Raw genomic sequence first — 20,048 nt, forward strand, 5'->3', positions numbered from 1 at the left:
GTTAGGTGAAAGACCTAGCTATGCGACACTAGCTCAGCTGGTAGAGCGCAACCTTGCCAAGGTTGAGGTCACGAGTTCGAACCTCGTGTGTCGCTCCAATTTGATAGTTCATGGCGAAAGCGATGAATGTTAGGTGAAAGACCTAGCTATGCGACACTAGCTCAGCTGGTAGAGCGCAACCTTGCCAAGGTTGAGGTCACGAGTTCGAACCTCGTGTGTCGCTCCAATTTGATTGTTTATTTCATTGTAGATAAACAGAGTTATCATCGAACTTATCGATGAACTATTGCTGTGAAGTAATAGTCCTAATGTAGTATTCCTGAGGTATTCGATTACCGATATCATCAGTGTACTGCTTCAAGTGTTTCTAGCTTAGCTACGAAGCCCACTTAGAAGCGATCGGCTTCGACAACAGAACTCACTTTGTATAAAGCAACCTTTAAGGGTTGTTTTTGCTGTCTCAGCAATACAGGGTATTCATGTTGTAACATCAATACTGCTGTATTGGCGCGATATAACTAACGCGTACGCTCTTTTCTTAGTAATGTTTATCTATTGCAACAGTAGTGCATAAAGCTGTGCCATCTGAGCGAATAACATTGCAGATAGTGCTAACACATTATTTTTATAATAGTATTTCACCGTTAGATCACAATGAAATTAACAGAGTTATCCACACTACATGTACTGTGGGTAAGTTGGTTGATTAGATGTGCTGATGCTATGTGAGTAACTTTGAATTTTAATTTGAATAGTGTTTAATTACCGTTATCCACAGGTGTTTTTATTTTATTTAACTTTATGTTTTATAATGTAAATATTGATTGTTATACCTGCTTTTCAACAGATTTTATGTCATGTTCCTCCTCGGGATAACTATCTTGATTATGTTATCCACCTCCTGTGTTTAATCTTTACCTATCCCCAAGAAAAAACCTAACTTTAAAAAGTTTTCCACATATCCCCCGAGTGACTTATGCATCTCGAGGTAAGCCTTTCTCAATAATCCGTACTAAACGTTTTGTTTTAGTAGGTAAAATTTCGAGAGCGAGTTGATCTTTTCTTTGTTGTTGCTGCGATAGCGCCCAATCGATATGTGTATCAAGTAATTCAGAGATCCCTTGACGCTGCTGAAGTGCTTCAACAATTTCTATTTGATAAGAAGCATTACCCAGAGCAATTGTGATATTTCTGAGCCATTGAATATGGCCTATCCGGCGAATAGCTGAGCCTTCGGTATTTTTTAAGAATGTCGTTTCATCCCAAGCATAAAGAGTTAGCAAGTCTTGTTGGTATAAGCTGTCACGACAGTGGTAATCGTGCTCTTCTGTTAATTGTCCATGTCTGTTTATGGGGCAGACTAATTGGCAGTCATCGCAACCATAGATACGGTTACCGATAGCACTGCGGTATTGCTCTGGGATCACACCATCAAATTCAATCGTTAAGTATGAGATACAACGACGCGCATCTACGATTCCTTCTTCAACAATAGCACCTGTTGGACAGCTCGTTATACAAGCGACACATTTCCCACATTGCTCACTGCTTGGTTTATCAATTGGCAGTGGAATATCAACTAATAGTTCACCTAAAAAGAACCAAGAGCCTGCTTGTTCATTTAAGATAAGTGAATGTTTGCCTGTCCAACCAAGCCCTGCTTTTTGTGCCAAAGGGCGTTCTAGAATAGGCGCTGAGTCAACAAAAGGTCGGCAGCCAAACTGCCCGACGGCTTGCTCAATACGTTGCCCTAATTGTTTCAGTCGATTACGGATCAGCTTGTGGTAATCACGACCGAGTGAATAGCGACTAATAAATGCTTTTTGAGGTTGCTTAAGTGTTTGGGCAAATTCGGCGTGAGGCGGAAGGTAATTCATTCTTACGCTGATCACACGGATAGTGCCTGGTAACAGTTCAGCAGGGCGCGCACGCATCATGCCATGACGTGCCATCCAGTCCATATCACCGTGATAGCCAGCATCAAGCCAACGTTGCAATTCAGCTTCGTGTTGTGACAAATCAATATCAGTGATACCCACTTGTTGAAAGCCCAGCTCTTGTCCCCAAGTTTTGATCTGCTCAGCAAGTTGATGGTAATCGATAGTCATAACCGAACTCTTTTATATTGCGCTAAATGAAAGGGGGCGCATTCTAGCATATTCTTGTTTTGATCATAGCGGTGAGAATGTGGATTGCTAAGAATAGACTGCGATAATGACCTCTGACGTTGCGATTATAGATGTATAAAATTAACACTGTGTATTTTGATTAATTATAGTTGTTACACGTTTATTGAGGGCACTTTACCTATGATCACTCATGACATCCCCTTATTTCTCTATACCTCAGAGCAAATCAGGCAAGGTGAGCAATTACTCACAGAGCAACAAAATAGTGTCACGCTTTATCACTTAATGGAACGTGCTGGAGAGGCAACGTTTGATCTTATGAGGCAGCGGTATCCTCAATGTAATAAATTATTAGTGTGCTGCGGTAAAGGTAATAATGGTGGTGATGGCTATGTAGTGGCTCGTTTAGCACATGATCAGGGTATTGATGTTACTGTGTGGGAATCACCCAATGTTGAACATTTACCTGCTGACGCTCGATGTGCTCGTTCTCACTGGTTGCAATGTAATGGTAAAACGATCACTGATACGCCAACCACAAGTTATGAGTTAATTATCGATGCGTTATTAGGGATTAGGGTTAAAGGTGAAGTTCGCTCAGAAATCGCTGAACGCATTCGTTGGATCAATGATCAAAAGACGCCTGTGATTGCAGTGGATGTGCCTTCAGGATTATGTGCAAATACTGGTGCAACTTTTGGTGCTGTTATTAAGGCCTCACAAACGCTCTCTTTTATTGGTTTTAAACAAGGGCTGACAACAGGGCAAGCAGCACAATATTGTGGGGAACGTTACTTTTCAGACTTAGGGGTTGCTCTGCAATTCTCGCAAGTCATGAAACCATCAGCATTACACATTACAGAATCGCAGGTACAGTCATTACTTTTTCCGCGCTCACGTGTTGCTCATAAAGGGTGTTTTGGACGCGTGCTTTGTATTGGTGGTGATCTTGGAATGGCGGGAGCTATTCGATTATCGTCAGAAGCTTGTAGCCGTGCAGGTGCTGGCTTAACGTCGGTGATAACACGACCTGACAATGCACTGTCAATTGTGATGATGAGACCTGAGATAATGGCCATTGGTTGGCAAGAGTCTTCAAACATACTTGTTGATAAGCTTGCTTGGTCAGATGTGGTTGTATTAGGGCCTGGGCTTGGAACCAGTGATTGGGGACAATCTCTCTTTGCGCAGTGTCATCATATTGATAAACCTTGTGTCGTTGATGCTGATGGCCTTAATTTACTGGCAAAAGCCCCTGACTACCGAGATAATCGAATCATTACACCACATCTCGGCGAAGCGGCGCGATTATTGGATGTCTCTATTAATGAGATTGAAGCCGATCGGTTTGTCGCGATTCAGCGCTTACAGCAAAATTATGGCGGTGTTGTTGTTTTAAAAGGGGCTGGCAGTTTAATTTATGATGGTAAGACATTATGGATTTGTACTTGCGGCAATCCTGGAATGGCAACGGGAGGGATGGGGGACGTATTATCAGGTATCATTGGTGCTTTACTCGGCCAAGGTTTAGCGTTAGTTGAAGCGGCCTATGCGGGAGTCTGGATCCATAGCCGAGCCGCAGATTTGTGTGCGCAAAGCGGAGAGCGTGGTATGCTGGCATCAGATCTCTTTCCGTTTATTCGTCAATTAGTCAATCCAAGATAAAAACATGCAAACATTTGAAACCTTTCTTGCTGATGAGCAGGCAACAGTAGATTTAGGCCTTAAATTAGCTAAAGCCTGTACGCAACAAACAACGATTTATCTTCACGGCGATTTGGGAGCCGGAAAAACAACGTTTAGTCGTGGTTTTATTCGTGCGCTAGGCCATCAAGGGAATGTTAAGAGTCCGACATATACCCTAGTTGAACCTTATGATCTTGCTCCTTGGCAAGTGTATCATTTTGATCTCTATCGCCTTGCAGATCCTGAAGAATTAGAATTTATGGGAATTCGTGATTATTTCACCCAGGATGCTATTTGCTTAGTGGAATGGCCAGAGAAAGGTGATGGGTTATTACCTCAACCCGATCTTGAATTAGAAATGTGTTATCACGGTGAGCAGAGAAAAGTATTGATCCGCGCCAATACGGAATATGGTGCAGCATTGATCAATCATTTGGAGTTGAGTTAATTAGGATGGCGTTACGGACGTATTTAAAGTTCCTGATAGTAGGAGCAGGATTAGTGAGTTCTGCTGCCTCTTGGGCAAATGAACTCAAAGGGGTGAGAATTTGGCCTGCGCCAGATGAAACTCGCGTAGTATTAGATCTGCAAAGTAAAGCAGACTATTCTCACTTTTCATTAGCAGGACCTTCTCGTTTAGTGGTTGATCTTAAAGATACTAAGATCAAAACTAAACTTCCTATTGCGGTTCAGAAAAGTGATATTTTAACCAAAGTTCGCACCAGTACAGCGCCTGCAAAAGGTACAACGCGACTGGTGTTTGAAGTTAAGCGTGGTGTAACGCCAACAATATTCTCTTTATCACCAACGGGCAGTTATGGTTACCGTTTAGTTTTAGACTTGCCGAATGGAACGTCTAAAACTGTTGGTGCTAAAGAAGAGCAAGCAGAAGAAAAAGCGACGGCAAATAACTTAGCGAAAATGCCATCTGGTACCGCTGATATCGTGGTAGCGGTGGATGCAGGTCACGGTGGTGATGATCCTGGCTCTATTGGTCCAACGCGTAAATATGAAAAAAATGTCACACTAGCGGTTGCGAAAAAACTGGCAGCTAAGATCAATGCAACAACGGGTATGCGTGCAGTACTAACTCGCCGTGGTGACTACTTTGTTCCATTGGGTAAGCGTTCAGAAATTGCACGTAAGAATAAAGCCCTTCTTTTAGTTTCTATCCATGCTGATGGCTTTACAAAACCGCAACCTCGTGGTGCTTCTGTATGGGTGCTCAACACACGCCGTGCGAATACTGAAATAGGTCGCTGGTTGGAGCAAAGTGAGAAGCAATCTGAGTTATTAGGTGGTGGCGATGTTTTATCAAGTAATACCAATGATAAATATCTTGGCCGAGCGGTATTAGACCTTCAATTTAGTTACTCGCAAAAAGAAGGTTACGATGTTGCTACTCGTGTATTACATGAGTTACGTAAAGTGGCACGTTTGCATAAAACGGTTCCGCAATACGCAAGTTTAGCGGTATTGAAATCACCTGATATTCCATCGCTATTGGTTGAAACGGGTTTTATTACCAATCCGACAGAAGAGAAATTACTTAATACGACATCACACCAAAACCAATTAGCGAATGCGGTTTATAAAGGGGTGTTGGAGTATTTTGAAGCAAATCCACCTGAAGGTACTTTATTTGCTTCTCGTTTGAAAGGACGTGGAAGTAAGCATAAAGTGACATCGGGTCAGTCATTAAGCGGTATTGCCCAGAAGTATGGCGTGTCGATGGCATCAATCAAAGCTTCGAATAATCTGAAATCAACCTCAGTGAACATCGGTCAAGTGTTGATTATTCCTGGCAACATTAAGACAGCGTCGGTTTCGACGCCAACGAAAACGGTGAGTACGACATCGAGCAGTGCTACAGTGAAACCTGTTGCCTCAACCAAGGTGATTGTGCATAAAGTCGTTCGTGGTGAATATTTAGGTAAGATTGCAGCAAAATATGGTGTTACCATGAGCAGCATCCGTCAACTTAATCACCTAAAATCAGACAATGTGATGCTTGGGCAAAAATTAAAAATTGCCGTTCCTGCGCCGAAATATGTTCAACATAAAGTAAAGCGTGGCGAGTTTTTGAGTAAGATTGCTGATAAATATGGTGTGTCAGTTGCAAGTATTCGTGCTACGAATAAGCTACGTTCTGATAAACTAGCTGTAGGACAGACGCTAATCATACCAAGAAGTTAATTATGCCGATTCAGATTTTACCCGCTCGGCTGGCTAACCAGATTGCAGCGGGTGAAGTTGTTGAACGCCCAGCTTCTGTAGTCAAAGAGCTTGTTGAAAATAGTCTTGATGCCGGTGCTACTCGAATCGATATTGATATCGAAAAAGGTGGCAGCCGGCTCATTCGTATTCGTGATAATGGAAAAGGGATCCCTAAAGATGAGCTTGCGCTCGCCCTTAGCCGTCATGCGACTTCTAAAATTACTACTCTGGATGATCTTGAAGCGATAGTCAGTCTTGGCTTTCGTGGTGAAGCGCTTGCCAGTATCAGTTCCGTCTCTCGTTTAACGTTAACCTCCCGCACCCAAGCGCAAGAAGAAGCGTGGTCAGCGTATGCTGAAGGGCGAGATATGGACGTCCAGTTAAAACCTGCAGCCCATCCGGTAGGTACAACGCTAGAAGTGCTTGATCTTTTCTTTAATACACCTGCGCGTCGTAAGTTCTTACGGACAGAAAAAACAGAATTTAATCATATTGATGAGTTGATCAAACGTATTGCGTTAAGCCGCTTCGATGTTGCTATTACTTTGCGTCATAACGGTAAGATCATTCGACAATACCGAGCGGCACAAACGCCGATTCAAAAAGAGCGTCGATTAGCAACGGCATGTGGTTCAGGCTTTTTGCAACATGCATTGGTGGTTGAATTAGCGCACGGGGACTTGAAATTATCCGGTTGGGTATGTAGCTCTCAAGGCGCTCGTGCACAAAATGATATTCAGTATTGTTATGTTAATGGACGGATGATGAAAGATAAGCTGATCAATCATGCGATCCGTCAAGCTTATGAGTCGAGTTTACGATCCGATCAGTATGCAGCTTACGTACTGTATATTGATGTTGATCCTCACCAAGTTGATGTGAATGTTCACCCAGCAAAACATGAAGTGCGTTTTCATCAAGCACGGTTGGTACATGATTTTATCTACCAAGCCTTACAAAGTGCATTGCAGCAAGGGGCATTAGAAGAAGAGCAGCATCAGTATCAATCACCGATACGATCGAGTGCTCACCGTATCGAAGTCGATGAAGATGGTGTGGTGATTGAACCAACAAACTCTGTGACGCAAAGGGTTGCTCAAGCGATAGATGCGACACCAGAGTATCCTCATAAATCACCGTCATCGGAATGGAATAAGTCTGCGTCGACATATTCAGCAGGTTCACCCATTGATAGTGATAGGCGTGACTCAGCAGTATCCGCTGAATATGCGGTAAGTGAAGCGTCTGAGCATAGTAAACCATCTTCTTATTCTGCTTCACCAAGCACTAATAATAGAGATCAGCAGCATTATGATCGTAGTCCTCGTGAGCGACAAGGCAGTGAGCAAACAATAAATACCACGAGAACTTCTGATGCTTCATCTGGCGCCTCACGTTCTCCTAAACCGGAAGGGCCGACGGCGGCTGAGATCAAGGCATACCAAAAGCTGTTACAAACGGAATCGCCGACAGAACATGTTTTAGCAGAACAACCCATAGAGCGTGTTGCCGAGCCGCGTAGAGAGTGGCAAGCAATGCCTTCAACAGCAGTTGTTAAACAACATGCGATAGCGGGTAAAGCTATGGGGCTTGGTAAAGCATTATGTTTGGTGGCTGAGCGTTACTTACTAATGCAGCAAGAGACCAATATTGCCTTACTGAATTTAGATCATGCAGAGTTACTACGCTATGTTGGACAATTGCGTTTAGCGCAAACGGAAGGATTAAAACCTCAACCGCTTTTGATCCCACTATCGGTACCTGTAGAGAGCGATTTAATTGCCTGTGCTGAACAACATGCGATGCTACTTAAACAATTAGGGATTCAACTGAAAGCGAAAGGGAGAAATGGCATAATAATCATGTCAGTATGTATGCCATTAAGACAACAAAACTTACAACAGTTGCTCCCGAATTTGTTAACCTACCTACTTACAGCTTGTGATGATCCAGAAGCACAAGGGTGGGATAAATTATTATATTGGTTAGCTGAACAATGTGTTGGTACAGTGGCAAGTTATAGTTTGTCGCAAGCCATTCAGCTAGTCTCTGAATTAGAGCAGCTATGGGGAGAGAATTTGGCAGGTCATGAAAGCCAATTACTTCGACCGGTAGATATGCAAGCAGCAATAGAAGCCTTTAAATAATGATAACTAAGCCACAACCTCAAGCCATTTTTTTAATGGGACCAACAGCTTCGGGTAAAACCGATCTTGCCATTCGATTACGAGAGCAACTGCCTGTTGAGTTGATTAGTGTTGATTCTGCCCTTATTTATAAGGGAATGGATATCGGTACAGCAAAACCAGATGCGCATGAACTTGCATTAGCACCGCATCGTTTGATCGATATTCGTGATCCAGCGCAAAGTTATTCGGCTGCAGACTTTCGTGCTGATGCACTGAAAGAAATGGCTGATATAGTTGCAGCAGGGCGAATTCCTTTATTAGTTGGTGGTACTATGTTGTACTACAAGGCTTTATTGGAAGGTTTATCGCCTTTACCTGCTGCAGATCTTGAGGTTCGCGCAGGGATTGAACGAGATGCTGCTGAGCATGGATGGCAAGCATTGCATGATGAATTAGTAAGGATTGATCCCGTTGCCGGAGCAAGAATTCATCCCAATGATCCACAGCGATTATCTCGTGCATTGGAAGTTTTCCGAATTTCGGGTAAAACTTTAACTGAGTTAACAAAAACTCAAGGTGAATCTTTACCTTACAAGGTTCATCAATTTGCAATCACTCCCATGGATAGGGCTGTACTGCATCAGCGAATTGAGCTTAGGTTCAATAAAATGATCGAGGCAGGTTTTGAGCAGGAAGTACGTGCGTTGCACGAGCGTGGTGATCTTCACCTTGAGCTTCCTTCTATTCGTTGCGTTGGTTATCGTCAGATGTGGGAATATTTGGACGGGAATTATGACTTAGATGAAGCGGTTTTCCGTGGTATCTGTGCTACCCGTCAATTAGCAAAGCGTCAAATTACCTGGCTTCGCGGTTGGAAAGATTTGACCTGGTTGGATAGTAGTGATGTGGATTCCGCGTTACAAACAGTCACAAACTCAGTTAGATGTGATGTTTGATTAACGTGTATACTCTGAACTGCTTTGCGTATTTTTAGTTTTTGTTCGTTGCTAATACAACTACAAACAAATAAGGAAAAGAAATAATGGCTAAGGGGCAATCTCTGCAAGACCCGTTTTTAAATGCGCTGCGTCGTGAACGAATTCCGGTCTCAATTTACTTGGTAAACGGTATCAAACTACAGGGACAAATTGAGTCTTTTGACCAATTTGTGATCCTATTAAAAAACACTGTAAACCAAATGGTATATAAGCATGCTATTTCAACGGTAGTTCCTGCTCGTCCAGTGAACCATCACCATGCAGGTGATCGTCCAGCAGGTACTGAACGTCCAGAAAAAACTGAAGAATAATTTATTCTTCCATTAAGGAGTTAATGGCTTGTTTGACCGTTATGAAGCCGGTGAACAGGCGATTCTTGTTCATATTAACTTCACGCAAGATGGGGAATGGGAAGATCTTAGCGAATTTGAAATGCTGGTCTCCTCAGCGGGCGTCAATACACTGCATGTTGTCACTGGCAGCCGTAAGACTCCGCACCCTAAATATTACGTTGGAGAAGGTAAGGCACAAGAAATTGCCGACGCGGTAAGAACAGCGGAAGCTGATATCGTTATCTTTAACCACTCCTTGTCTCCCGCTCAAGAGCGTAACTTGGAGCAAATTTGTCAGTGTCGTGTACTCGACAGAACAGGTTTGATCTTAGATATATTTGCTCAACGCGCACGTACCCATGAAGGTAAGTTGCAAGTCGAGCTTGCACAGTTACGTCATATATCAACCCGATTGATTCGTGGTTGGACTCACCTTGAGCGACAGAAAGGGGGGATAGGTCTGCGTGGACCTGGTGAAACGCAGCTTGAAACAGATAGACGTTTATTGCGCGATCGAATTAAAACAATTCTACGTCGTTTAGATAAAGTGGCTAAACAGCGTGATCAAGGAAGACGTGCGCGTAATCGTGCAGAAATTCCAACGATCTCATTAGTGGGATATACCAATGCTGGTAAATCCACACTCTTTAATCGGATCACCGATGCGGGGGTTTACGCCGCCGATCAACTGTTTGCAACTCTAGATCCTACACTACGTAAAATAGCAGTGGCTGATGTAGGTACAGCGATTTTAGCTGATACCGTTGGATTTATTCGACATCTTCCCCACGATCTAGTGGCAGCATTTAAAGCTACCCTTAAAGAAACACAAGAGGCTGATCTTTTACTTCATGTGGTTGATGCAAGTGATGATCGCTTCCGTGAAAACATTGAAGCTGTTGAAACAGTACTAGAAGAAATTGATGCGGGTGAGGTGCCTACTTTAATTATCATGAATAAAATTGATAATTTAGAGCATGCAGAACCTCGTATTGAACGAGATGAAGAGGGAGTTCCTCGTCGCGTTTGGGTTTCAGCGATGGAAGGGCAAGGCATTGACTTGTTATTCCAAGCACTAACTGAACGCCTCTCCGGTACGATGGTAGCGCATACCTTACGTGTACCCCCTGAAATGATTGGGCGTATCCGTAGCAAGTTTTATCAGCTGGGATGTATTTTACAAGAAGAATACGAATCAGACGGTTATTTGATGATTGATATTCGTTTGCCTTTGGCGGAATGGTCTCGATTACAAAAAAGAGAAAGTACTTCGTTAGATGACTTTATCGTTGCTTAATGGATTACTAGAGTGATAAAAACTGTCGTCATATCATATTGATGGAGTTCTATAATGGCGTGGAATGAGCCTGGAAACAACGGCGGCCGTGATGATAAAGACCCTTGGGGTAATAATAATCGCGGTGGACGTGAACAAGGACCACCAGATCTCGATGAGGTTTTTTCAAAACTAAGTCGTAAAGTTGGCGGTGTGTTTGGAAATAAAAAAGGGCCGAGTGGCAGCGGGAGCGCTGTTGGCTTGGGGGCTGTTGCCGTATTAGCTGCGGCGGTTTGGGGTTTTTCTGGTTTTTACACCATTGGCGAAGCAGAGCAAGGTGTTGTGCTACGTTTTGGTAAGTTTGATCAAGTTGTAAAACCCGGTCTGAACTGGAAACCAACGTTTATTGATGAAGTTATCCCAGTCAACATTCAAGCAATTCGTTCTCTTCGTGCATCTGGCTTGATGTTAACGAAAGATGAAAACGTTCTGAAAGTTGAAATGGATGTTCAGTACCGTGTTGATAACGCTGAGAAGTACCTATTTAGCGTAACGAATGCTGATGACAGTTTGCGTCAGGCAACCGATTCTGCACTTCGTGCCGTGATTGGTGATTCAACGATGGATCAGGCATTGACGACAGGTCGTCAGACTATTCGTGCGAATACTCAAGCAGCAATTGATAAAATTATTGCAAAATACGACATGGGTATCCGTGTTGTTGATGTGAACTTCCAATCAGCTCGTCCACCTGAAGCGGTGAAAGATGCATTTGATGATGCTATCGCAGCGCGAGAAGATGAAGAGCGTTACGTTCGTGAAGCAGAAGCTTACAGTAATGATATTTTGCCTAAAGCAACGGGTCGTGCTGAGCGTCTGAAGAACGAAGCTGAAGGTTACTCTGAGCGTGTTGTTAATGGCGCATTGGGTGATGTAGCACAGTTTGATAAATTGTTGCCACAATACCTAGCAGCGAAAGAAGTGACACGTGAGCGTTTGTATCTAGATACCATGGAGAAGGTGTACAGTAACACCAGCAAAGTGTTAATTGATACGAAATCAGGTGGCAGTAATAATATGATGTACTTACCACTTGATAAGCTGATGTCTCAGTCAAATCAAGCTGATAAGAAAACCGATAATTCAGATCGTTTAAGCGGTATTGAATTAGAAAAAGTAGAAACTCCAACTCCAGTTGCACCTGCTTCTCGTGCTGATACTGGCCGTCAAGGGAGATATTAATTATGCGTAAGTTAATGATCCCAGTAGTAGTGATTTTTATTGCTCTATTATTGATGTCAGTGTTTGTCGTAAAAGAAGGTGAGCGTGGTATCGTGGTGCGTTTCGGTCGTATCTTAAAAGATAACAATACTGAAATTGCCCGTATTTATCAGCCCGGCCTGCATTTTAAAGTACCAGTGTTTGACCGTGTTCATGATTTAGATGCGCGTATTCAAACTATGGATGATCAGGCTGATCGTTTCTTAACAGCTGAGAAGAAAGACGTGATCATTGATACCTATGTGAAATGGCGTATCAAAGATTTTGGTAAGTACTACTTAGCAACAGGTGGTGGTAATACATCAACTGCAGAAGCGCTATTAAAGCGTAAAGTAGTCGATAGCCTACGTGCTGAAATCGGTTCGAAAGAAATTAAGCAGATCGTGTCTGGAGAAGACAGCATTTCAACACCAACTACAGCGTCTGATATTGCACAAACTAAAGCGGCTAAAGCTGCTCTAGCGGTAATTGAAGGTGTAGTACCGGTGAAGGAAGTTGAAGGCCAGCGTGATAAAATCATGGCAGATGTACTTGAAGAAACGCGTGAAAGTGCGAAAGATTTGGGTATTGAAGTGGTTGATTTCCGAATTAAGAAAATTAACCTACCAGATGAAATCAGTGAGTCTATCTACCGTCGTATGCGTGCCGAGCGAGAATCAGTAGCGCGTAGTTACCGTTCGCAAGGTCGTCAACGTGCTGAAGAGTTACGTGCACGTTCTGAGCTTGAAGTAGCGACTGTTCTTTCTGAAGCAAAACGTAAAGCACAGGTTATTCGTGGTGACGCGGATGCAAAAGCGGCAGAGATTTACTCAAAAGCTTATAGCCAAAACCCAGAGTTCTACAGCTTCTGGCGTTCGCTTAAAGCTTACGAGAAGAGCTTCAACTCTAAAAATGATGTATTGGTTGTTGATCCTAACAATGAATTCTTTAAGTACATGAATCATTCAGAACTTAAAGCAAACTAAACCAATCACAACAGACATCTGTTATTGTAAAGACAAGGCCTCGGCCTTGTCTTTTTTTATGGGGAAAAGAAAAATGTCACATTCAATTTGGATGGCACTAGGCTTAGTATTAGTGGTTGAAGGCTTAGGGCCATTACTTGCGCCTCGCGGGTGGCGAGAGATGGTTAACCAGTTAAGCCAACAAAATGATAATAATTTGCGTCGTATTGGCGGCTGTCTGGTTGTTGCCGGTGCGGTTATTGCGTATATGATGTATAGGCAGATGTAAAATACATAGCACACAATGGTGACAATTAGCTTGCAGAAACGGTCTACACGGCTAAAAAATGACTGCAAGCTGAATGTTAAGGTGCTAGAATCCCTTTTTAACTACTGATAGATGAAGAAAGATGGCAAATAATGTAGTCGTTCTTGGCACCCAATGGGGTGACGAAGGTAAAGGTAAAATCGTTGACCTACTGACCGAAGATGCAAAATATGTGGTTCGCTACCAAGGCGGTCACAATGCAGGTCACACCCTAGTTATTGACGGTGAGAAAACAGTTCTTCACCTGATCCCATCAGGTATCCTACGTGACAATGTTAAATGCATCATCGGTAACGGTGTGGTGCTTTCTCCTGATGCGTTAATGAATGAAATGGGCCCACTAGAAGCACGTGGTATTCCTGTTCGTGAGCGTTTATTCCTGTCAGAAGCTTGTCCATTAATTCTTCCTTACCACATTGCTCTTGACCAAGCGCGTGAAGCTGCTCGTGGTAAAAAAGCAATTGGTACGACTGGTCGTGGTATCGGTCCTGCTTACGAAGATAAAGTTGCACGTCGCGGTCTACGCGTTGGCGATCTTTTCAATAAAGAAGCATTTGCAGAAAAGCTTAAAGAAGTGATGGCTTACCATAACTTCCAGCTTGAGCATTACTACAATGCTGAGCCTGTAAACTACGAAGAAGTGCTAGAAAAAGTACTTTCTCAAGCTGATATCCTAACGTCTATGGTTATCGACGTAACTAAAGAGCTTGATGATGCTCGTCTACGTGGCGACAAGATCATGTTCGAAGGCGCGCAAGGTACGCTACTTGATATCGATCACGGTACTTATCCGTATGTAACCTCTTCTAACACAACTGCTGGTGGTGTTGCTGCAGGTTCTGGCTTTGGTCCTCGTCACCTAGGTTACATTCTTGGTATTGCGAAAGCTTACTGTACACGTGTTGGTGCTGGTCCTTTCCCTACAGAGCTATATGATGGTCTAGACAAGCAAGATCCAGTAGGTAAGCACTTAGGTACTGTTGGCCACGAGTTTGGTGCAACAACAGGTCGTCTACGTCGTACCGGTTGGTTCGATGCCGTTGCTATGCGTCGTGCGGTACAAATTAACTCTATCTCTGGCTTCTGTCTAACTAAATTAGACGTACTAGATGGCTTAGAAGAGCTAAAAATCTGTACTGCATACAAAACGAAGACGGGCGAAATCTTAGAAGTTTCACCAATGGCTGCTGACGAGTACGAAGATCTAGAGCTTGTTTATGAAACAATGCCGGGTTGGAGTGAAACTACATTTGGTGCTAAGTCATTAGACGTGCTTCCACAAGCAGCATTAGATTACATTGCACGTATCGAAGAGCTAACAGGCGTTCCAATTGATATTATCTCTACAGGTCCTGACCGTAACGAGACAATTATTAAAGTTCACCCATACGGTGAATAATTATCGCTGATGCGAATTGATTTAAAAACCAGCTTTCGGGCTGGTTTTTTTATATCTAATTAAAATGAATACTGCCTTATTCGTATATTTTGGAAGTGATATCATTAATTAACGATAGAATGTTAGCTAAAGTCTTTAGGCTAGATGTCGATAAAAAGTTATCCCTAGCCTGAGATCTAATGATGAAAAAGCTTCCGATCTTATTATTGACTAGCCAGTTATTTATATCTGCCGCTTACGCATTGGATAATGTGGGAGATGCTGTTCCCATTTATAGCGATGATGAACTGATACAGCTTTTTGAAACGAACCAGCATTTAAAAAAAATAAAAGCTGATGATTGCCAGCTTGTACAAGATATTAAAGCGCGCGCTGAGCGAGTAGAGTCACCTTCTTATCAGTTTTTATATGGTGATATGTTGGCTTGGGGCGTATGTGTAGACAAAGATGTCGAGCAAGGTTTGTATTATATGCGAGCGGCTGCGCAGCAAGGCTCACCGGTAGCACTTGAACAATTAGGGCGTTATTATGCGAACGGAGTGTTATTGCAACAAGATAAAGAGCGTGCGATCCCGTATTTACGAGAAGCTGCGGCGCTAGGAAATATTAAAGCGCGTCTTCAGTTAGCTGAACTATTAGTGTCAGATCATGGTAGTCCACTTGATTACGAAGATGCTTATCGCTGGCTGTATCAAACCACGACGGCGAATAAATCGTTATATAACCAACTGAATACGTTACGTCGAAAATTAGAATTACGTATGCCTGAAAATATTATTGCTCGGGCAAAACAACGTTCAAGTTTATGGTAACCTGTCCCAAATAATCCAGTAACCAGATAAAAAAGCACAGCATTTCGCTGTGCTTTGTTGTATTAGCTGCGTTAAGTTATAGGACTTTGTGTGGGCCGAAACATTCGTAGTGAATACGATCTTCAGATACACCTAATGCTAATAGCTGTTTAGCGATATATTGCATGAAGGCAACAGGACCACAGAAGTAAAAGTGCATGTTTTCATCTGTTAGCTGTGGTGCTATCGTGCTGAGATCCATCAAACCTTGGTAGTCATAATCTTCGGCAGGAAGATCGCTATCAAGTGGTGCGTTATACCAAGTGATATCTTGAATGTGATTGTGCTGCTGCGCGAGTGCTTTTACCTGTTTTTTGTAGGCATGATGTGCGCCATTTTCTGTGGCATGTAGCCAGTTAACAGGTGCTTGGTGATCTGTTAGTGATTCAAGCATTGAAAGCGTTGGCGTTAAACCCACACCTGCGGAAAGTAATGTGACAGGTGTGTTTGCTTCAACATCTAAGAAGAAGTCACCAGCAGGGGCGGCAAGCATTACTTTATCGCCAATATTGATATTGTTATGTAAGTAGTTTGAAACTTTACCGTGAGATTCACGTTTTACTGAAATACGGTACTGATCATCTTGTGGTGCCGAAGATAAGCTATATTGACGAATTTCTTGGTTCTCTAATTCGTCAGCATTAAGGTAGATCCCCAGATACTGCCCAGGTTTATAGCTTGCGACCTTACCGCCATCTGTAGGTTTAAAGGTAAAGCTCGTGATAAATTCGCTGTCTTGTTGCTTGTTAGTGACTACGAACTCACGAGTGCCACGCCACCCACCAACTTTATTCGCATTTTCTTGATAGATTTCTTCTTCACGATTGATGAAAATATTAGCCAGTAAACCATAAGCTTCAGCCCAAGCGTCTAATACCTCTTGTCCTGGCGCTAATAATTCATCAATGGTGGCGATAAGGTGAGAGCCAACAATATTGTATTGCTCAGCGGTGATCATAAAACTGGTATGTTTGTGAGCAATCTTTTCTACTGCTGGTAAAAGCACAGCAAGATTTTCGATATTATTGGCATAAGCACAAATGGCATTAAATAACGCTTCTTGTTGGCTAGAAGGTTCATTATTTGCCCCATTTTTTTGGTGGCTCATGTTAAAAACATCTTTTAACTCAGGGTTGTGGCTAAACATACGCTGATAGAAATGTTGGGTAACCATAGGGCCTGCTTCTGCAATGACAGGAGCTGTTGTTTTAACAATATCGATCGTTTTTTGACTAAGCATGAGCACTTCCTATAAACATGTATTTATAATGTATGTTATAAGTTGTATCTGATCTGTATCTTTTAGTCAATAAGAAGATTAAAATAACAACAGGAGGAGCCATTGTGCAGTTAACTAGTTTTACCGATTACGGCTTACGAGCTTTGATATATCTTGCGTCGCTACCAGAAGGTGAGCTAACAAGTATTACGAAAGTGACAGAAATATATAATGTGTCACGTAACCATATGGTTAAAATAATCAATAAATTAGGTCAATTAGGCTATATCGAAACGGTGCGTGGAAAAAATGGTGGCATTCGTTTAGGTAAGTCAGCTGAATCTATTATTGTTGGCGATGTCGTACGCGCAATAGAACCGTTACAGATTGTTAATTGTAGCCCTGATTTTTGCCATATAACGCCAGCTTGTCGATTAAAAGGTGTGCTTGCTGATGCAAGAGAAGCATTTTTGGCTGAGCTAGATAAATATACCTTGTTAACCTTAGTTGAAGATAATGCGCCGTTGCTGAATTTATTAAGCAACCCTAACAAGTTATAAAACATCATTTGGTTATACGTTTAATTAGCATATTCCTCCCAAAATTTAGTGGAGCAGCAGTCTTTATCGCGCTGCTCCCGTCTGATCACCTAAAAGCCAGATATACCTCAGGTATAGGTTGGCCTACAGGAAAAATATAATGTCTAAAGGTACTACCGATTTACCGGTCGACCCTTTTCGCGATCGCGAAGCATCTAATTATGAAAACCCGATCCCAAGCCGTGAACACTTACTTGAAGTGATTCGTGGTTTTAGTACCCCGGTGAGTCGTGACCAGTTATTTGCTGAGCTAAAGCTAGAAGGCGATGATCACTATGAAGGCTTACGCCGTCGTTTACGTGCGATGGAGCGTGATGGCCAGTTAATTTTCACCCGTCGTCAATGTTATGCGTTGCCTGAACGTTTAGATTTGATCAAAGGTTACGTTATGGGTCACCGTGACGGCTTTGGTTTCTTACGCCCTGAAGGTTCGCTAGGTAAAGACAATGATTTGTTATTACCGCATCACCAAATGCGTGGTGTGATCCACGGTGATTACATTTTGGCGCAAGCGGGCGGTGAAGATAAGCGTGGTCGTAAAGAAGCACGTGTTGTTCGTGTGTTAAAAGAAAGCACAGCTCAGATTGTTGGCCGTTTTTTCCTTGAAGATGGCATGGGCTATGTGGTGCCAGACGATTCTCGCATTGCTCAAGATATCATTATCCCACAAGACGTTCGCCAAGGCGCACGTATGGGGAATGTTGTGGTTGTCGAAATTAACCAACGAGCGACGCGTCAACACAATGCTGTTGGTCGTATTGTAGAAGTACTGGGCGAAAATATGGCGCCGGGTATGGAAATTGATATTGCGTTACGCACCCATGATATTCCGCACGTATGGCCATCAGAAGTTGATAAAGAAATTCAACATTTGACAGAAGAAGTGCCAGAAGAGGCGAAAAAAGGTCGTGTAGATTTACGTCAATTACCACTGGTCACCATTGATGGCGAAGATGCTCGTGACTTTGATGATGCGGTTCACTGTGAGCGTACTACATCAGGTGGCTGGCGTTTATGGGTTGCGATTGCCGATGTGAGTTATTACGTCCGTCATAAATCAGCACTTGATAACGAAGCCGTTAAGCGTGGTAACTCTGTTTACTTCCCTGCACAAGTGATCCCAATGTTGCCGGAAGTACTCTCGAATGGTTTATGTTCACTAAACCCGCAAGTTGATCGCTTGTGTATGGTGTGTGAAATGACCATTTCTGACACCGGTGAGTTAACAGGTTACAAGCACTACGAAGCGGTCATGAATTCTCACGCTCGTTTGACTTACACCAAAGTCAGTAAAATGCTTGAAGGCGATGAAGAACTTCGTCAGCGTTATGAACCACTTGTTCCGCATTTAGAAGAGCTTTACAGCATGTTCAAAGTGCTGAAAGCAGCACGTGAAGAACGTGGTGCGATTGAATTTGAAACGGTTGAAACTCAGTTCATTTTCAATGCAGATCGTAAGATTGACCGTATTGTGCCTGCTGTGCGAAATGAAGCGCATAAGATCATCGAAGAATGTATGATTTTAGCCAATATTGCCTCTGCACGTTTTGTTGAAAGTGCAAAAGAGCCAGCATTATACCGTGTTCACGATACCCCAGGTGAAGAGCGCCTACAGGGCTTTCGTGATTTCTTAGGTGAACTAAGCTTACATCTTGGCGGTGGTTTAGAGCCTACACCAAAAGATTATGCAGAGCTGGCAAATGCGATTCAAACTCGAAAAGATCGCGAGTTGATCCAAACCATGCTGCTACGCTCAATGAAGCAGGCGGTATACCAAGGTGACAATATTGGACACTTTGGCTTGGCATTAACTGAATATGCGCACTTTACCTCGCCAATTCGTCGCTACCCTGATTTAACGCTGCACCGCGCGATTAAATACTTAGTTGCGAAGCAAGCAGGTAACAGTGGTAACACAACACCAACGGGTGGTTTCCATTACTCATTTGATGAAATTGATGCATTAGGTGAGCAATGTTCAATGACTGAGCGCCGTGCTGATGACGCAACGCGTGATGTCTCTGATTGGCTTAAATGTGAATACATGCAAGATCACTTAGGCGATGAGTTCGACGGTGTGATTGCCAATGTGACAGGTTTTGGCTTCTTTGTTCGCTTAAACGAATTGAACATTGATGGCTTAGTTCATATTTCAAACCTAGCGAATGACTACTACCAGTTTGATCCAGTAGGTCAACGCTTGGTAGGTGATAGCTCAGGTGTGGTATACCGTTTAGGCGATACCGTGAAAGTGAAAGTAGCATCGATTAACTTAAACGATCGTCAGATTGACTTTGATATTGTTGGCGCTGAGCGCAAGCAACGTGGCGCAGGTAAAACGGCTAAGAGTCATGAGAAAAAACAGCGTTTACGTAAAGCCGATGGTCTACGTCGTCAAAGCCTGAAAGTGTACAAATCAGAAGATGGCGTGGCAAAACAAGAAGAGCGCAGTGAATCAAAACGCGAACGTTCTTCGGTACGTAAAAAGCTAAAAGAAGGCGCAATTCCACTGGCGGACGAGAAGAACAAACCGAAGCCAAAGAAACGCCGTAAGCCAACGGATGAAAAACCGAAAGCTGAGACAAAAAAGAAACCGAAATCTCGCAAAAAGAAAAAGCAACGTGCGGGAAAAGCCGAACGCGCAGCAAAGAAGAGTTAAA

General features: G+C 43.0%; 16 protein-coding genes and 2 tRNA genes. 16 read left to right on the plus strand and 2 right to left on the minus strand.

The window, feature by feature from the left end:
- The first annotated feature begins 22 nt into the window (after positions 1–22).
- Positions 23–98, plus strand: a tRNA-Gly gene (locus C9J45_RS16735).
- A gap of 52 nt (positions 99–150) precedes the next feature.
- A tRNA-Gly gene (locus C9J45_RS16740) sits at positions 151–226 on the plus strand.
- A 748-nt stretch (positions 227–974) separates the two neighbouring features.
- On the opposite strand, the gene queG is transcribed toward C9J45_RS16740, so the two are convergent.
- Entirely contained in the window at positions 975–2,108 is a 1,134-nt protein-coding gene (gene queG / locus C9J45_RS16745; protein ID WP_107207998.1) for a tRNA epoxyqueuosine(34) reductase QueG, read from the minus strand.
- 201 nt (positions 2,109–2,309) lie between these two features.
- On the opposite strand from queG, the gene C9J45_RS16750 reads away from it, so the two are divergent.
- The 12 genes from C9J45_RS16750 to C9J45_RS16805 all read left to right on the plus strand — a co-directional run bounded on the left by C9J45_RS16750 (position 2,310) and on the right by C9J45_RS16805 (position 15,531).
- Entirely contained in the window at positions 2,310–3,794 is a 1,485-nt protein-coding gene (locus C9J45_RS16750; RefSeq protein WP_107292781.1) for an NAD(P)H-hydrate dehydratase, read from the plus strand.
- 4 nt (positions 3,795–3,798) lie between these two features.
- Positions 3,799–4,263, plus strand: a complete 465-nt coding sequence (tsaE, locus tag C9J45_RS16755; RefSeq protein ID WP_107208000.1) for a tRNA (adenosine(37)-N6)-threonylcarbamoyltransferase complex ATPase subunit type 1 TsaE — start codon at positions 3,799–3,801, stop codon at positions 4,261–4,263.
- Positions 4,264–4,268: 5 nt separating this feature from the next.
- Positions 4,269–6,011, plus strand: coding sequence for an N-acetylmuramoyl-L-alanine amidase (locus tag C9J45_RS16760; protein ID WP_199187171.1), 1,743 nt, complete (start codon positions 4,269–4,271; stop codon positions 6,009–6,011).
- A 2-nt stretch (positions 6,012–6,013) separates the two neighbouring features.
- Positions 6,014–8,179 carry a DNA mismatch repair endonuclease MutL gene (mutL, locus tag C9J45_RS16765; protein ID WP_107292782.1) on the plus strand — a complete coding sequence of 722 codons (2,166 nt, stop codon included), beginning with the start codon at positions 6,014–6,016 and terminating at the stop codon, positions 8,177–8,179.
- Positions 8,180–8,181: 2 nt separating this feature from the next.
- Positions 8,182–9,117 (plus strand): tRNA (adenosine(37)-N6)-dimethylallyltransferase MiaA, encoded by a 936-nt coding sequence (gene miaA, locus C9J45_RS16770; RefSeq protein WP_045129185.1) that lies wholly within the window; start codon positions 8,182–8,184, stop codon positions 9,115–9,117.
- A gap of 86 nt (positions 9,118–9,203) precedes the next feature.
- On the plus strand, positions 9,204–9,470 hold the full coding sequence (hfq, locus tag C9J45_RS16775; protein ID WP_005372819.1) for an RNA chaperone Hfq: 267 nt from the start codon (positions 9,204–9,206) through the stop codon (positions 9,468–9,470).
- 28 nt (positions 9,471–9,498) lie between these two features.
- Entirely contained in the window at positions 9,499–10,788 is a 1,290-nt protein-coding gene (hflX, locus tag C9J45_RS16780; RefSeq protein WP_005372817.1) for a ribosome rescue GTPase HflX, read from the plus strand.
- A 54-nt stretch (positions 10,789–10,842) separates the two neighbouring features.
- The gene (gene hflK, locus C9J45_RS16785; RefSeq protein ID WP_107208003.1) at positions 10,843–12,009 is read left to right on the plus strand and encodes an FtsH protease activity modulator HflK; all 1,167 of its coding nucleotides are present in this window, start codon (positions 10,843–10,845) and stop codon (positions 12,007–12,009) included.
- Positions 12,010–12,011: 2 nt separating this feature from the next.
- Entirely contained in the window at positions 12,012–13,013 is a 1,002-nt protein-coding gene (gene hflC / locus C9J45_RS16790; protein WP_107208004.1) for a protease modulator HflC, read from the plus strand.
- Between the two features lie 73 nt (positions 13,014–13,086).
- Positions 13,087–13,281 carry a DUF2065 domain-containing protein gene (locus tag C9J45_RS16795; RefSeq protein WP_105061373.1) on the plus strand — a complete coding sequence of 65 codons (195 nt, stop codon included), beginning with the start codon at positions 13,087–13,089 and terminating at the stop codon, positions 13,279–13,281.
- Positions 13,282–13,402: 121 nt separating this feature from the next.
- The gene (locus tag C9J45_RS16800) at positions 13,403–14,719 is read left to right on the plus strand and encodes an adenylosuccinate synthase (protein WP_107208005.1); all 1,317 of its coding nucleotides are present in this window, start codon (positions 13,403–13,405) and stop codon (positions 14,717–14,719) included.
- Between the two features lie 182 nt (positions 14,720–14,901).
- The gene (locus tag C9J45_RS16805) at positions 14,902–15,531 is read left to right on the plus strand and encodes a tetratricopeptide repeat protein (RefSeq protein ID WP_107208006.1); all 630 of its coding nucleotides are present in this window, start codon (positions 14,902–14,904) and stop codon (positions 15,529–15,531) included.
- 76 nt (positions 15,532–15,607) lie between these two features.
- Here the strand turns inward: C9J45_RS16805 and hmpA are convergent, their stop codons facing one another.
- Positions 15,608–16,810 (minus strand): NO-inducible flavohemoprotein, encoded by a 1,203-nt coding sequence (gene hmpA / locus C9J45_RS16810; protein ID WP_107292783.1) that lies wholly within the window; start codon positions 16,808–16,810, stop codon positions 15,608–15,610.
- A gap of 104 nt (positions 16,811–16,914) precedes the next feature.
- On the opposite strand from hmpA, the gene nsrR reads away from it, so the two are divergent.
- Both nsrR and rnr read left to right on the plus strand, forming a co-directional pair.
- Positions 16,915–17,349 (plus strand): nitric oxide-sensing transcriptional repressor NsrR, encoded by a 435-nt coding sequence (gene nsrR, locus C9J45_RS16815; RefSeq protein WP_107260810.1) that lies wholly within the window; start codon positions 16,915–16,917, stop codon positions 17,347–17,349.
- Positions 17,350–17,488: 139 nt separating this feature from the next.
- The gene (gene rnr, locus C9J45_RS16820) at positions 17,489–20,047 is read left to right on the plus strand and encodes a ribonuclease R (RefSeq protein WP_107208008.1); all 2,559 of its coding nucleotides are present in this window, start codon (positions 17,489–17,491) and stop codon (positions 20,045–20,047) included.
- Position 20,048 lies beyond the last annotated feature (1 nt).

The organism is Photobacterium sp. GB-1, assembly GCF_003026165.1.
In the GTDB taxonomy this organism is placed as follows: Bacteria; Pseudomonadota; Gammaproteobacteria; order Enterobacterales; family Vibrionaceae; genus Photobacterium.

Bases quoted from the DNA above. Each gene is read 5' to 3' on its own strand.
- queG (WP_107207998.1), bottom strand. From the start codon at position 2,108: ATGACTATCGATTACCATCAACTTGCTGAGCAGATCAAAACTTGGGGA.
- C9J45_RS16750 (WP_107292781.1), top strand. From the start codon at position 2,310: ATGATCACTCATGACATCCCCTTATTTCTCTATACCTCAGAGCAAATC.
- tsaE (WP_107208000.1), top strand. From the start codon at position 3,799: ATGCAAACATTTGAAACCTTTCTTGCTGATGAGCAGGCAACAGTAGAT.
- C9J45_RS16760 (WP_199187171.1), top strand. From the start codon at position 4,269: ATGGCGTTACGGACGTATTTAAAGTTCCTGATAGTAGGAGCAGGATTA.
- mutL (WP_107292782.1), top strand. From the start codon at position 6,014: ATGCCGATTCAGATTTTACCCGCTCGGCTGGCTAACCAGATTGCAGCG.
- hfq (WP_005372819.1), top strand. From the start codon at position 9,204: ATGGCTAAGGGGCAATCTCTGCAAGACCCGTTTTTAAATGCGCTGCGT.
- hflK (WP_107208003.1), top strand. From the start codon at position 10,843: ATGGCGTGGAATGAGCCTGGAAACAACGGCGGCCGTGATGATAAAGAC.
- hflC (WP_107208004.1), top strand. From the start codon at position 12,012: ATGCGTAAGTTAATGATCCCAGTAGTAGTGATTTTTATTGCTCTATTA.
- C9J45_RS16795 (WP_105061373.1), top strand. From the start codon at position 13,087: ATGTCACATTCAATTTGGATGGCACTAGGCTTAGTATTAGTGGTTGAA.
- C9J45_RS16800 (WP_107208005.1), top strand. From the start codon at position 13,403: ATGGCAAATAATGTAGTCGTTCTTGGCACCCAATGGGGTGACGAAGGT.
- C9J45_RS16805 (WP_107208006.1), top strand. From the start codon at position 14,902: ATGAAAAAGCTTCCGATCTTATTATTGACTAGCCAGTTATTTATATCT.
- hmpA (WP_107292783.1), bottom strand. From the start codon at position 16,810: ATGCTTAGTCAAAAAACGATCGATATTGTTAAAACAACAGCTCCTGTC.
- rnr (WP_107208008.1), top strand. From the start codon at position 17,489: ATGTCTAAAGGTACTACCGATTTACCGGTCGACCCTTTTCGCGATCGC.